Origin of the sequence: Aeromonas sp. sif2433 (assembly GCF_019218705.1) — a bacterium.
Lineage (GTDB): Bacteria > Pseudomonadota > Gammaproteobacteria > Enterobacterales > Aeromonadaceae > Aeromonas > Aeromonas encheleia.
In genome coordinates this window covers 203367-216794 of record NZ_JAHUXD010000007.1, presented here as the reverse complement: position 1 = coordinate 216794, position 13428 = coordinate 203367, and the positions used below count along the sequence as shown (strand labels likewise).

10 protein-coding genes are annotated in these 13428 nt (G+C 59.7%); 5 read left to right on the top strand and 5 right to left on the bottom strand.

The features are described from left to right. Positions 1-77: 77 nt before the first annotated feature. The 5 genes from KW825_RS12960 to KW825_RS12940 all read right to left on the bottom strand — a co-directional run bounded on the left by KW825_RS12960 (position 78) and on the right by KW825_RS12940 (position 5255). Positions 78-1319 carry a type II secretion system F family protein gene (locus tag KW825_RS12960; protein ID WP_218329448.1) on the bottom strand — a complete coding sequence of 414 codons (1242 nt, stop codon included), beginning with the start codon at positions 1317-1319 and terminating at the stop codon, positions 78-80. 130 nt (positions 1320-1449) lie between these two features. Next, positions 1450-3156, bottom strand: coding sequence for a PilB family type IVa pilus assembly ATPase TapB (gene tapB, locus KW825_RS12955; protein ID WP_218329447.1), 1707 nt, complete (start codon positions 3154-3156; stop codon positions 1450-1452). Between the two features lie 3 nt (positions 3157-3159). Further along, positions 3160-3600 carry a prepilin-type N-terminal cleavage/methylation domain-containing protein gene (locus KW825_RS12950; protein WP_218329446.1) on the bottom strand — a complete coding sequence of 147 codons (441 nt, stop codon included), beginning with the start codon at positions 3598-3600 and terminating at the stop codon, positions 3160-3162. A gap of 323 nt (positions 3601-3923) precedes the next feature. Continuing rightward, positions 3924-4781 (bottom strand): carboxylating nicotinate-nucleotide diphosphorylase, encoded by an 858-nt coding sequence (gene nadC / locus KW825_RS12945; protein WP_218329445.1) that lies wholly within the window; start codon positions 4779-4781, stop codon positions 3924-3926. A gap of 3 nt (positions 4782-4784) precedes the next feature. Further along, the gene (locus KW825_RS12940) at positions 4785-5255 is read right to left on the bottom strand and encodes a TIGR02281 family clan AA aspartic protease (RefSeq protein WP_042653204.1); all 471 of its coding nucleotides are present in this window, start codon (positions 5253-5255) and stop codon (positions 4785-4787) included. A 134-nt stretch (positions 5256-5389) separates the two neighbouring features. On the opposite strand from KW825_RS12940, the gene ampD reads away from it, so the two are divergent. The 5 genes from ampD (at position 5390) to lpdA (ending at position 13371) form a co-directional block, all read left to right on the top strand. Next, positions 5390-5962 carry a 1,6-anhydro-N-acetylmuramyl-L-alanine amidase AmpD gene (gene ampD / locus KW825_RS12935; protein WP_218329444.1) on the top strand — a complete coding sequence of 191 codons (573 nt, stop codon included), beginning with the start codon at positions 5390-5392 and terminating at the stop codon, positions 5960-5962. A 276-nt stretch (positions 5963-6238) separates the two neighbouring features. Continuing rightward, the gene (gene pdhR / locus KW825_RS12930) at positions 6239-7003 is read left to right on the top strand and encodes a pyruvate dehydrogenase complex transcriptional repressor PdhR (protein WP_218291524.1); all 765 of its coding nucleotides are present in this window, start codon (positions 6239-6241) and stop codon (positions 7001-7003) included. Between the two features lie 69 nt (positions 7004-7072). Beyond that, the gene (gene aceE / locus KW825_RS12925) at positions 7073-9733 is read left to right on the top strand and encodes a pyruvate dehydrogenase (acetyl-transferring), homodimeric type (protein WP_218329443.1); all 2661 of its coding nucleotides are present in this window, start codon (positions 7073-7075) and stop codon (positions 9731-9733) included. 167 nt (positions 9734-9900) lie between these two features. Then, positions 9901-11790: a pyruvate dehydrogenase complex dihydrolipoyllysine-residue acetyltransferase gene (aceF, locus tag KW825_RS12920; RefSeq protein ID WP_218291526.1), complete on the top strand. Its 1890-nt coding sequence runs from the start codon at positions 9901-9903 to the stop codon at positions 11788-11790. 153 nt (positions 11791-11943) lie between these two features. Next, complete coding sequence (gene lpdA / locus KW825_RS12915) at positions 11944-13371, top strand: dihydrolipoyl dehydrogenase (protein ID WP_042653200.1); 1428 nt, start codon at positions 11944-11946, stop codon at positions 13369-13371. Positions 13372-13428 lie beyond the last annotated feature (57 nt).

The following is a 13428-nucleotide window of genomic DNA, read 5'->3' as shown; positions in this document are numbered from 1 at the left end:
GCCATAAAGGGTCGTACCCGCGCCGGCTCATGCCGGCGGGGTTGGCCACCCGGGTCTGCAGGCAGGGCCGCAGGGCGTCAGTGTATCACAGAGCCCAGCTTGAAGATCGGCAGGTACATGGCGACGACCATGCCACCGACCAGCACCCCCAGCACCACCATGATGAGGGGCTCGAGCAGACTGGTGAGGCCATCGACCATGTCGTCCACTTCCTGCTCGAAGATGGCCGCCACCTTGGAGAGCATGTCATCGATGGCGCCGGACTCTTCCCCGATCATCACCATCTGGATCACCATGTCGGGGAACAGGTCCACGGTACGCATGGCGACGTTGATCTGCATGCCGGCCACGACCTCGTTGCGGATGGCCATGATGGCGGTGCGGTAGACATAGTTGCCGGAGGCGCCGGCGGCCGAGACCAGGGCATCGACCAGCGGGATACCGGCGGAGAAGGTGGTGGAGAGGGTGCGGGCGAAGCGGGCCATGGCCGCCTTGTGCAGGATCGAGCCCACTATGGGGATGGTGAGGATGAACCTGTCCGTGTTGTCCCGCACCTTCTGGGAGCTGCGCCAGGCGCGCACGTAGAGGAAGATGGCGAGGGCGATGCCGCCAAAGATCGCATACCACCAATGCTGCATGAAGCGGGAGATGCCGATGACGAACTGGGTGAAGATGGGCAGTTCGGCACCGAAGCTCTTGAAGATCTCCTCGAACTGGGGAATGACGAACAGCAGCAGGATGGAGGTCACTATGATGGCCACCAGGATGACCATGGCCGGGTAGAACATCGCCTTCTTGATCTTGGACTTGAGCGCCTCGCTCTTCTCGCGGTAGATGGCGATCCGGTCGTAGATGGTCTCCAGCGCACCGGATTGCTCCCCCGCTTCGACCAGGTCGCAGTAGAGTGTATCGAAGTGGCGGGGGTGGCGGCGCAGCGCCTCTGACATGGGGGTGCCGGTTTCCACATCGGCGGCGATCTGGCCTATCAGGTCGCGTACTGCCGCCTTTTCGTGGCCGCGCGCGATGATCTGCAGGCTTTGTACCAGCGGCACACCGGCGGAGAGCATGGTGGTGATCTGGCGGGAGATGACGGCGATATCCATCGGTTTGATCTTGGCGCCACCCTTGGAAAACAGCCCCTGGCTCCGCTTGCTGACCTTGGTGACGTTGACGCCCTGCTTGCGCAGCTCGTTCTTGACGGTGCTGATGCTGTCGGCCTGCAACTCGCCAGAGACCTTCTGCCCCTTGCGATTGACCCCGTGCCAGCGGAAGGAGAAGACCTTTTTGGGCGGGTTACGTTTTTGCGCTAATGTTGCCATCACTGCATCCTGCAATTGGGCGACGGTGGCCGGATGATATTGCTCCCTGTCCGGGCCGCCTTGGCTTGAAGAATATCCCCTGGGACACCGCGTTGGCATCACCCGGGTGAACGGGTTGGAAACGCTAGGCTCAGTTGGTGGTGATCCGGTTGATCTCGGCCAGGCTGGTGACCCCCAACCGTGCCTTCTCGAGACCTGATATACGCAGATTACGCATGCCCTCCTTCTGGGCAATGGCGGCTATTTGCAGGGAGTTGGCCCCCTGCATGATCAATTTCGCGATGTTGTCGGACATGAGCATGATCTCATAGATGCCGACGCGGCCTCGGTATCCTCCCGAGCACTCCTTGCAGCCGACCGGCTTGAACAGCCGCAATCCGGCGGCCAACTGCTGGGGGGTAAAGCCCAGCTCCAGCAGCTCTGCGTCTGGCACCACCTCCGGCGTCTTGCAGTGATCGCACAGCTTTCGGGCGAGGCGCTGGGCCATGATGAGAGTGACCGAGGAGGCGATGTTGAAGGCAGGGACCCCCATGTTCATCATCCTTGTCAGGGTCTCGGCCGCCGAATTGGTGTGCAGGGTAGAGAGCACCAGATGACCGGTCTGGGCCGCCTTGATGGCAATCTCGGCGGTCTCCAGATCCCGGATCTCCCCCACCATGACGATATCCGGATCCTGGCGGAGGAAGGAGCGCAGGGCGCTGGCGAAGGTGAGTCCGGCCTTGGGGTTGATCTGCACCTGGTTGACGCCGGGCAGGTTGATCTCCACCGGATCCTCGGCGGTAGAGATATTGACCTCGTTGGTATTGAGAATGTTGAGGCCGGTATAGAGTGAGACCGTCTTGCCGGAGCCGGTGGGGCCGGTGACCAGGATCATGCCCTGAGGCTTGGAGAGGGCCTTCAGGTATTGGGCCTTTTGCCGGTCGTCGAAACCGAGTTGCTCTATGTTGAGGCGAGTCGCCGAGGAGTCCAGCAGGCGGATCACAATCTTTTCACCCCACATGGTGGGCAGGGTGTTGACCCGCATGTCCATGGATCTGTTGCGTGACAGCCTCAACTTGATCCGGCCATCCTGTGGCAGGCGCCGCTCGGCGATATCGAGCCGCGCCATCACCTTGAGACGGGCGGAGAAGCGGTTGGCCAGGTTGACCGGTGGGGTGGCGATTTCATGCAGAATGCCGTCGATCCGAAAGCGGATCCGGTACTTGGTCTCATAGGGTTCGAAGTGCAGATCCGAGGCGCCGCGTTTGATGGCATCCATCATGATCTTGTTGATGTACTTCACTATGGGGGCATCGTCATCCGCCGTATTGACGCCCTCATCAAGCCGTGAGCCTTCGTCGGAGACTTCGAGTTCCGAGATTTCGGACTCGTCGATATGGTCCATGCCGAGTGCATCCTGCTCGTTCTCCATCAGCTTGCCGATGGCGGTGGTCAGTTTGCTCTCCTCGACCAGCAAGGCTTCCGTGTGCAGGCCGAAGCTGAAGCCGAAATCCTCCAGTGCCGACACATTGGTCGGATCCGACATGGCGATATAGAGGGTGTGCCCCTGGGTGTAGATGGGCAGCACATGGTGTTTCTCAATCAGCTTCTGATTGAGGTATTTCTGCGGGATCTCGGCCAGATCGAAGGCGGCAAGATCCAGCAGAGGTACCCCATATTCCAGCTCGCAGAAATCCGCCAGCGCCTTGCTGTCGAGGATATCGTTTTCGATCAGGAAGGTGACAAAAGGCTTGCGCTGCGCCCTGGCCTGGCTCAGGAAGCGCTGTGAGTCCGGCTCACTGAGGAGGGAAGAGGCGGCCAGGCTGGTGGCCAGGCCGCTATTGGGGCTAGAGGTCATGCGTTAGCAAATGCCAGAGCTCAAGCATAAACTGCCGCTTGCTGCGTTGGTCCATATAACTCGACCACCATCATAGTTACCTTCCAAGATATAGGTATTCTCAGTTGAATCGAATGGAGGGTTTTTCCCAGTTGCAGTGATCTGGGCTGCGGTTCCACTAAGTGCAATGTCTACAGACTGAACAAAACTATCAGCGGAGCTAGAGGCACTGACTGCTGCTGGAATGCCGTTGGTCCCTGCGGCAGCACAGTTAGCTAGGCTCCCATCTTTTTGTGCACAGACTTCTACCGCGGTTTTAAATGCACCAGTTGCAGTGACAACTTCCGAGAACTTCGCTTTCTTGGTATAGGTCTGATAGGCCGGCAGGGCGATGGCGGCCAGAATGGCGACGATCGCAACCACTATCATCAATTCGATAAGCGTAAACCCTGATTGTCTTTTCATGTCAAATATCCTTTTGTCCATGGTTCCTGATAAGTGCTGGTGGAAATCTATCCACAAGGCAGTATCTTATCCGAGCGCTTCGGGTTGGCAACAGAGGTTATCCCTTTGTTAACCACTTTTCTGTCATTTAGTGAAAATCATAGAAAAATCAAACATCAATTAGCCTCTAATGGCTCTTTTCTTCATCGTCGGGAGGGCCCATCTTCACACTCCTTATGCCGTGGGATCCTGCATAAAGAAAAGGCGCCTGTGGCGCCTTTTGCAAGTTTCGAGACCTGTAATATCTGGCAGGGCGAAACGAAGGGTTTCTCTCCCGTCCGCATTCAGACAAAGCGCATCGACAGATCCAGCGCCCGCACATGCTTGGTCAGTGCACCCACCGAGATGAAGTCGACGCCGGTGGCGGCATAGTCGGCGAGCGTCTCCAGGGTGACATTGCCGGACACCTCCAGCTTGGCGCGGCCCTGATTGAGGGTGACCGCCTCGCGCATTATGGTCACATCGAAATTATCCAGCATCACGATGTCGGCGGCGGCGCTGAGGGCCAGCTCCAGCTCGGCCAGCGACTCCACTTCCACCTCCACCGGCTTGCCCGGGTTGAGGCGGCGCGCCTCGGTGATGGCCTCTTTGATGCCGCCACAGGCGAGGATGTGGTTCTCCTTGATGAGGTAGGCATCAAACAGACCGATCCTGTGGTTCTTGCCACCGCCACAGGTGACGGCATATTTCTGGGCGTTGCGCAGGCCGGGCAGCGTCTTGCGGGTGTCGAGCAGGCGACATTCGGTGCCTGCCAGCTCGGCAACATAACGGGCGGTGAGGGTCGCGACGCCGGAGAGAGTCTGCACGAAGTTCAAGGCGTTGCGCTCGCCGGTCAGCAGCACGCGGGCCGGGCCATGGAGGCGGAACAGCTCCTGATCCGGTGAGAGCTGTTCACCATCCTGGACTTTCCATTCCACCTTGACCTCGCCACCCAACTGGGCGAACACCTCATCGACCCAGGGCTGGCCGCAGAACACGCCGGCTTCGCGGGTGATGACACGGGCGGTCGAGATGCGATCGGCCGGGATCAGCTGGGCCGTGATGTCGGCGCTGGCGTCCGGTTGATCCAGTACGGTAAGGGCTTGGCCTAAGTCTTCGAGTAGTGCGGCGCGTACGGCGCGGCTGATGTCCTGTTGTAACATGCCTTATTCCTGCAAGGGTCTGAGAAGCAACTGCCTGTCTTTCTGGCGCAATTCCAGCCGGCCGAGGGCATTCATGCCCACCAGGATCTCTTCCCCGTCGGCCGCCGGATTGATAAACACGGACAAATCGTACAAGGTCAGTGGACCCATCGCCAGGCTTTCGATCTGGCTGGTATGGACCTGGATCTCGCCGGCCGCCGTGTTGACCCGGCTGCGACCGGTGGCGATCAGGCCGAGGCGGTTGGCCACCTGGCTCGGCACCGTCACCCGGGTGGCACCCGTGTCCAGCAGCAGTTGCACCGGTTGACCGTTGATGGCACCCTCCAGACGATAGTGGCCGCTGGCATCGGCCTTGAGCAGCAGATCGCCGCTGGCGGTCACGGTCGGCTGAGCACCTGAGTAGAAGTAGAGGGTCAGTAGCCCCAGCAGGGAGAGCCAGGCCAGCAGCCAGAGACGGCGTGCCATCGGGTGCATATGGGGTCCAGTGCCTTGCGAATGATGGTTCAGCCTAACACAGTTTCACCTATGAATTCAGATGCTTGTTCCCGGTTTATGATGGGAGCGGCCGCCCGCTCGCGGGCACATTTCCATTGTGGATCGAGTAGATGATGACGCAGCCCATAGCAGTTTTTTCCATCGACGCCGAGGGGTGGTGTGAGCAGGCCCGTCGGGTGCCATCCCCCCACCAAAACGAGCGGGCCAGCCCGGACGACATCTCCCTGCTGGTGGTGCACGGCATCAGCCTGCCACCCAGTCAGTTCGGCGGCCCCTGGATAGATGACCTCTTCCTGGGGCGACTGGATCCTGCCGCGCACCCCTATTTCGCCGAGATCCATCAGCTGCGAGTCTCGGCCCATTGCCTGATCCGGCGCGATGGTGAGCTGGTGCAATATGTGCCATTCGGTGCCCGCGCCTGGCATGCCGGGGTGTCGAGCTGGGAGGGCAGGGAGGCGTGCAACGATTTCTCCATCGGCATCGAGCTGGAGGGGACAGATGAGCTGCCCTACGAGGAGGCGCAGTACCTGACGCTAGCGGGGCTCACCCGAGCCATATCAGGCCAATATCCTGCCATCACCCCGGAGCGGATTGTCGGTCATTGCGATATTGCCCCCGGTCGCAAGACGGATCCGGGCGATAGTTTCGAATGGGATCACTATCGCCATCTGCTCAACTTCAAGTGACAAAGCTAAACTTTAGTTTGTATTTTTAAAATCAATGGCTTGTCTCTATGGTGAGCCATTCTTTCAGGCTGTTGGCCAAATGTTATCTGTGAGGAAGCTCATAAATATTGGTCAGACCATTTTCTTTGAGCCACATCATAATTCCCGTCTTTTACCCCTAAAGTGGCAACCTTCAATCTTGATGCAGATCATATTTTGGGTGGACTTTTCCTATGCCCTCTGCTAATTTTCGCCCCAATCATAGAATTGGTAATACCAATTTAACAAAGTAGCCCCATGCCCTATATCAAGATTACTCAGCCCAAGCTGGCCGACGCCATCGTCGCCGAGCTGGAAAGCATGATTCTGGAAGGCAGCTTGCAGCCGGGGCAGAAGCTGCCACCGGAGCGCGAACTCGCCATCCAGTTTCAGGTATCGCGCCCTTCCCTGCGCGAAGCCATCCAGCGCCTGGAAGCGAGAGGACTCTTGTATCGTCGCCAGGGCGGCGGCACCTATGTGCAGAATGCCCTGAGCAAGGGGATCGCCGATCCCCTGTTCGAATTGCTCAGCACTCACCCGGAAGCCCAGTTTGATCTGCTGGAGTTTCGTCACGCGCTGGAAGGCATCTGTGCCTACTATGCCGCGCTGCGGGGGACCGAGGCCGATTTTGAGCGGATCCGCCAGGCGCAGTCCGCCATCGAAGAGGCGGGTCAGCAGGGGTCGCTGGTGGTCGAATCCGCCGCTGTCACCCAGTTTTATCTGGCAGTTGCCGAGGCATCGCACAACGTGGTGCTGCTGCACCTGTTGCGGGCCATGGGCCCCATGCTCGAACAGAATATTTTACGAAATAATGAAATTTTGAATCGCCGTCCGGGAGTGGTAGCCAAGATCCGTCGCCATCGTGCGAGCCTGATCGAGGCTATCCTGTCGGGGGCTCCGGAGCGGGCCAGGGCAGCTTGTCATGAGCACCTGGCCTTTATCGAGGACACCTTGTTGGATATGCAGAGGGAAGATAGCCGGATCCAGCGATCCATGCGTCGGATCCGTCAGCAGGAAAACTAATCCCACAAGGCTTTATTGTCGAATTCTTGCGCATCTTAACCGCCGTGCAAATAACAATAGGAACCAGCCATGTCTGATATCCTGAAGAACGATGTGGACCCGATAGAAACGCTGGAGTGGCTTGCCTCTCTGGAATCCCTGCTGCGTGAAGAGGGTCCCCAACGCGCTCAGTTCATCCTTGAACAACTGGCCGAGAAAGCCCGCATCAGCGGTGTTGACGTGGCTGAAAAGGCGAATCGCGACTACATCAATACCATCCCTGCCAGCGACGAACCGGCTTACCCGGGCGACCTGGAGATGGAACGTCGCATCCGCGCGATCATCCGCTGGAATGCCATGATGATAGTGCTGCGCGCCTCCAAGAAAGACCTGGACCTCGGCGGTCACATGTCTTCCTTCGCTTCTTCCGCGACCATCTACGAAGTCTGCTACAACCACTTCTTCCGCGCTCGCAGCGAGAAGGACGGTGGCGATCTGGTCTACTTCCAGGGTCACATCTCCCCGGGCATCTACGCCCGTGCCTTCGCTGAAGGTCGTCTGACCGAAGATCAGCTGGACAACTTCCGTCAGGAAGTGGACGGCAAGGGCATCCCTTCCTATCCGCACCCGAAACTGATGCCGGACTTCTGGCAGTTCCCGACCGTCTCCATGGGTCTGGGCCCCATCGCCGCCATCTATCAGGCTCGCTTCCTGAAGTACCTGACCGACCGTGGTATCAAGGATTGCTCCGAGCAGACCGTTTACGCCTTCCTGGGTGACGGCGAGATGGACGAGCCGGAAGCCAAGGGTGCCCTGACCGTTGCCGTGCGTGAAAAGCTCGACAACCTGGTCTTCGTGGTCAACTGCAACCTGCAGCGTCTGGACGGTCCGGTCGTGGGTAACGGCAAGGTCATCAACGAGCTGGAAGGTCTGTTCGCAGGCGCCGGCTGGGATGTCACCAAGGTTATCTGGGGTCGCAAGTGGGATGAGCTGCTGAAGAAAGACACTTCCGGCAAGCTGATCCAGCTGATGAACGAAACCGTGGACGGCGACTATCAGACCATGAAGTCCCGTGACGGCGCTTACGTCCGTGAGCACTTCTTCAACCGTTACCCGGAAACCGCCGCGCTGGTCAAAGACATGACCGACGAGGAGATCTTCGCCCTGAACCGCGGTGGTCACGATCCCCGTAAATTGTTCGCCGCCTTCTCCAAGGCCGCAGCGACCAAGGGCAAGCCGACCGTCATCCTGGCCAAGACCATCAAGGGTTATGGCATGGGCGAAGCGGCCGAAGGCAAGAACATCGCTCACCAGGTCAAGAAGATGGATCTGGGCTCAGTGCGTCACCTGCGCGATCGTTTCAGCCTGCCGGTCACCGACGAGCAGCTGGAAGAGTTGCCGTACCTGAAGATCGAAGAGGGTACCGAAGAGCACAAGTACCTGCACGCTCGCCGTGCCGCGCTGAAGGGCTATGTACCGACCCGTCTGCGCGAGAGCACCACCAAGCTGGAAATCCCGGCGCTGGATGCCTTCGGCCCGCTGCTGGGCGAGCAGGCGCGCGAGATCTCCACCACCATGGCGTTCGTGCGTTCCCTGAACGTGCTGCTGAAAGACAAGTCCATCGGCAAGCGCATCGTGCCGATCCTGGCCGACGAAGCCCGTACCTTCGGGATGGAAGGTCTGTTCCGCCAGATCGGCATCTACAGCCCGCACGGTCAGCAATACACCCCGCAAGACCGCGACATCGTCTCCTACTACAAGGAAGACAAGCAGGGTCAGGTTCTGCAAGACGGTATCAACGAGCTGGGCGCCATGTCCTCCTGGCTGGCTGCTGCGACCTCTTACAGCACCAACGATTGCCCGATGATCCCGTTCTACATCTACTACTCCATGTTCGGCTTCCAGCGGATCGGCGACATGGCGTGGGCAGCCGGTGACCAGCAAGCCCGTGGCTTCCTGCTGGGCGCGACCTCCGGTCGTACCACTCTTAACGGAGAGGGCTTGCAACACGAAGATGGTCACAGCCACATCCTGGCCGGCACCATCCCGAACTGCATCTCCTACGATCCGTCCTACGCCTATGAAGTGGCGGTGATCGTACAGGACGGCCTGCGCCGCATGTACGGTGAGAAGCCGGAGAACGTCTTCTACTACATCACCACCCTGAACGAGAACTATGCCATGCCGGCCATGCCGGAAGGCGCCGAGGAAGGCATCCGCAAGGGTATCTACAAGCTGGAATCCGTGGCCGGTAACAAGGCCAAGGTACAGCTGCTGGGTTGTGGCTCCATCCTGGGTCATGTCCGTACCGCCGCCCAGATCCTGGCCAGCGAATACGGCGTGGGTTCCGATGTGTTCAGCGTGACCTCCTTCAACGAGCTGGCTCGTGATGGTCAGGACGCCGATCGCTGGAACATGCTGCACCCGACCTCGACCGCTCGCGTACCCTACATCACCTCCGTGCTGGGTAGCGATGCCACCATCGCCGCGACCGACTACATGAAGTCCTTCGCCGAGCAGGTACGTGCCTTCGTGCCGACCGAGCACTACCGTGTACTGGGTACCGATGGTTATGGCCGTTCCGACAGCCGTGCCAACCTGCGTCGTCACTTCGAAGTGAACGAGTTCTATGTCGTCGTTGCTGCCCTGACCGAACTGGCCAAGCGCGGTGAGATCGACAAGCAGGTTGTGGCAGACGCCATTGCTAAATACGGCATCGATGCCGACAAGGTTAACCCGCTGTACGCGTAAGAGGATTGAGCGCCCTGTCCGGACCTGCGTGCCGGACAGGGCCTTGCCCAGGTTAATGCGACATAAGGGTAAGAGGACAAACACAGGGTTCGGACGGCAACAACGAGCCGGAACCTGCTCTTGCCAAGGTTAACGCGATAAACGTACGCGTAAGAGGATAAATCACAATGTCCAAGCAGATTATGGTGCCGGATATCGGTGCCGATGAAGTTGAAGTGACCGAAATCATGGTTGCCGTGGGTGACAAGGTCGAGCTCGATCAGTCCATCATCGCGGTAGAAGGCGACAAGGCCTCCATGGAAGTCCCGGCTCCGGCCGCGGGTATCGTCAAAGAGATCCTGATCAAGGTGGGCGACAAGGTTGCCACCGGTTCCCAGATCATGATCTTCGAAGCCGAGGGTGCGGCTGCCGCCGCGCCGGCTCAGGCTGCCGCCCCGGTTGCTGCTGCAGCGCCGGCTGCTCCTGTTGCTGCCGCTCGCAAAGACGTGCACGTGCCGGACATCGGTGACGACGAAGTGGACGTGACCGAGATCATGGTTGCCGTGGGCGATATGGTCGAAGCCGACCAGTCCATCATCGCCGTGGAAGGTGACAAGGCCTCCATGGAAGTACCGGCTCCGTTCGCGGGCCGCGTGGTCGAGATCAAGGTTGCCGCCGGCGCCAAGGTTTCTACCGGTTCCCTGGTGATGGTATTCGAAGTGGCGGGTGCCGCACCTGCCGCCGTGGCCGCCCCGGCTCAGGCAGCCGCTCCCGTGGCTGCAGCCCCGGTTGCCGCCGCTGCCAAAGAGGTCAACGTACCTGACATCGGCGGTGACGAAGTGGAAGTGACCGAGATCATGGTCGCCGTGGGTGACAAGGTCGAAGCCGACCAGTCCCTGATCGCGGTGGAAGGTGACAAGGCCTCCATGGAAGTACCTGCGCCGTTCGCCGGTATCGTCAAGGAAATCAAGGTGAAGGCCGGTGACAAGGTCTCTACCGGTTCCCTGATCATGGTATTCGAAGTGGCTGGCGCCGCGCCTGCTGCCGCCCCGGTTGCCCAGGCTGCTGCACCCGTTGCCGCTGCACCTGCCGCCCCGGTGGCTCAGGCCGCTGCCCCGGCTGCCGCTTCGTCCGACTTCGTTGCCAACGATGCCTACGTCCACGCCTCTCCGGCCGTGCGTCGTCTGGCCCGTGAGTTCGGCGTCAACCTGGCCAAGGTGAAGGCCTCCGGTCGCAAGGGCCGCATCGTCAAAGAAGACGTGCAAGCCTACGTGAAGGATGCCGTCAAGCGCGCCGAGTCCGCTCCGGCTGCGGGTACCGGCAATGGCAACGGCATGAACGTGCTGCCATGGCCGAAGGTGGACTTCAGCAAGTTCGGCCCGGTCGAAGAGCTGGAACTGACCCGGATCCAGAAGATCTCCGGTCCTGCCCTGCACCGCAACTGGGCCATGATCCCTCATGTCACCCAGTTCGACGAAGCCGATACCACCGATCTGGAAGCGTTCCGCAAAGAGCAGAACATGCTGGCCGAGAAGCAGAAGCTGGATGTGAAGATCACCCCGCTGGTGTTCATCCTGAAAGCCGCCGCCAAGGCCCTGGAGGCGCATCCGCGCTTCTGCAGCGCCCTGTCCGAAGACGGCAGCAAGCTGATCATGAAGAAGTACATCCACATCGGTGTGGCGGTTGACACTCCGGGGGGCCTGGTAGTACCGGTCGTTCGCGACGTCAACAAGAAGGGCATCTATGAGCTGTCCCGCGACCTGGCCGAGATCTCCAAGAAGGCCCGTGCTGGCAAGCTGACCGCTGCCGACATGCAGGGCGGTTGCTTCACCATCTCCAGCCTGGGTGGCATCGGCGGTACCAGCTTTACCCCGATCGTCAACGCGCCGGAAGTGGCCATCCTCGGTGTTTCCAAGTCCGAGATGAAGCCGAAGTGGAACGGCAAGGAGTTCGTGCCGCGTCTGATGCTGCCGCTGGCACTGAGCTATGACCACCGCGTCATCGACGGTGCTGACGGTGCTCGCTTCGTCACCACTCTGAGTGGTGTGCTGTCCGACATTCGTCGACTGGTTCTGTAAATGTAAATGAGAGGGCGAGCACAGAGCTCGCCCTTTTCACTTCTCATTTCATTAACAAAATTATAAACTTGCCCCGTTTTTTTCACGGCTGCAGCCGCCTTCTTTGGCATAAGACTGTGCTGTCCGGGGATATAGAACGACAAAGAGGTCATGATGAGTAAAGAAATCAAAACTCAGGTCGTAGTACTGGGTGCCGGCCCTGCCGGTTATTCCGCTGCTTTCCGTGCCGCCGATCTGGGTCTGGATACCGTTATCGTCGAGCGCTACTCCACCCTGGGTGGCGTCTGCCTGAACGTGGGCTGCATCCCGTCCAAGGCGCTGCTGCACGTCGCTAAAGTCATCGAAGAAGCCAAGGCGCTGGCCGATCACGGCATCGTCTTCGGTGCCCCCCAGACCGACATCACCAAGGTCCGTCTGTGGAAAGAGAAGGTCATCAACCAGCTGACCGGCGGTCTGGCCGGCATGGCCAAGATGCGTAAGGTCCAGGTTGTGAACGGCTTCGGCAAGTTCACCGGCCCGAACACGCTGGAAGTGACCGGGGACGACGGCAAGACCACAGTCACCTTCGACAACGCCATCATCGCCGCGGGTTCCCGTCCGGTGAAACTGCCGTTCATCCCCCATGACGACCCGCGCGTATGGGATTCAACCGATGCGCTGGAACTGACCACAGTTCCGGGCAAGCTGCTGGTCATCGGTGGCGGCATCATCGGCCTGGAGATGGGTACCGTGTACTCCTCCCTGGGTTCCGAGATCGACGTGGTGGAATTTGCCGATCAGCTGGTGCCGGCTGCCGACAAAGACATCGTCAAGATCTACACCAAGCGTGTTGCCAAGAAATTCAACATCATGCTGGAGACCAAGGTCACCGCAGTTGAAGCCCGTGCAGACGGTCTCTACGTCTCCTACGAAGGCAAGCACGCGCCGGCCGAGCCGGTTCGCTACGACAACGTGCTGGTCGCGGTCGGTCGTGTGCCGAACGGCAAGCTGATGGACGCCGAGAAAGCCGGCGTGGCCGTCAACGAGCGCGGTTTCATCGAGGTGGACAAGCAGCTGCGTACCAACGTCGCTCACATCCACGCCATCGGTGACATCGTCGGTCAGCCGATGCTGGCGCACAAGGGTGTGCACGAAGGCCACGTGGCGGCCGAAGTCATCGCCGGCAAGAAGCACTACTTCGACCCGAAAGTGATCCCGTCCATCGCCTACACCGAGCCAGAGATGGCCTGGGTCGGTCTGACCGAGAAGGAAGCCAAGCAACAGGGCCTGAACTTCGAAGTCGCCACCTTCCCCTGGGCTGCCTCCGGCCGCGCCATCGCCTCTGATTGCTCCGACGGCATGACCAAGTTGATCTTCGACAAGGACAGCCATCGCGTCATCGGTGGTGCCATCGTCGGTACCAACGGTGGTGAGCTGCTGGGCGAGATCGGTCTGGCCATCGAGATGGGTGCCGACGCCGAAGATCTGGCGCTGACCATCCACGCTCACCCGACTCTGCACGAGTCCGTGGGTCTGGCTGCCGAAGTGTACGAAGGATCCATCACCGATCTGCCGAACGCCAAGGCCAAGAAGAAGAAATAATCTTCTTTCTGCCGTGATGAAAAAGCCGCTCCCATGAGCGGCTTTTTTGTTGTCTGT

Coding starts and splice junctions, on each gene's coding strand:
- KW825_RS12960 (WP_218329448.1), bottom strand. CDS start 1,319: ATGGCAACATTAGCGCAAAAACGTAACCCGCCCAAAAAGGTCTTCTCC.
- tapB (WP_218329447.1), bottom strand. CDS start 3,156: ATGACCTCTAGCCCCAATAGCGGCCTGGCCACCAGCCTGGCCGCCTCT.
- KW825_RS12950 (WP_218329446.1), bottom strand. CDS start 3,600: ATGAAAAGACAATCAGGGTTTACGCTTATCGAATTGATGATAGTGGTT.
- nadC (WP_218329445.1), bottom strand. CDS start 4,781: ATGTTACAACAGGACATCAGCCGCGCCGTACGCGCCGCACTACTCGAA.
- KW825_RS12940 (WP_042653204.1), bottom strand. CDS start 5,255: ATGCACCCGATGGCACGCCGTCTCTGGCTGCTGGCCTGGCTCTCCCTG.
- ampD (WP_218329444.1), top strand. CDS start 5,390: ATGACGCAGCCCATAGCAGTTTTTTCCATCGACGCCGAGGGGTGGTGT.
- pdhR (WP_218291524.1), top strand. CDS start 6,239: ATGCCCTATATCAAGATTACTCAGCCCAAGCTGGCCGACGCCATCGTC.
- aceE (WP_218329443.1), top strand. CDS start 7,073: ATGTCTGATATCCTGAAGAACGATGTGGACCCGATAGAAACGCTGGAG.
- aceF (WP_218291526.1), top strand. CDS start 9,901: ATGTCCAAGCAGATTATGGTGCCGGATATCGGTGCCGATGAAGTTGAA.
- lpdA (WP_042653200.1), top strand. CDS start 11,944: ATGAGTAAAGAAATCAAAACTCAGGTCGTAGTACTGGGTGCCGGCCCT.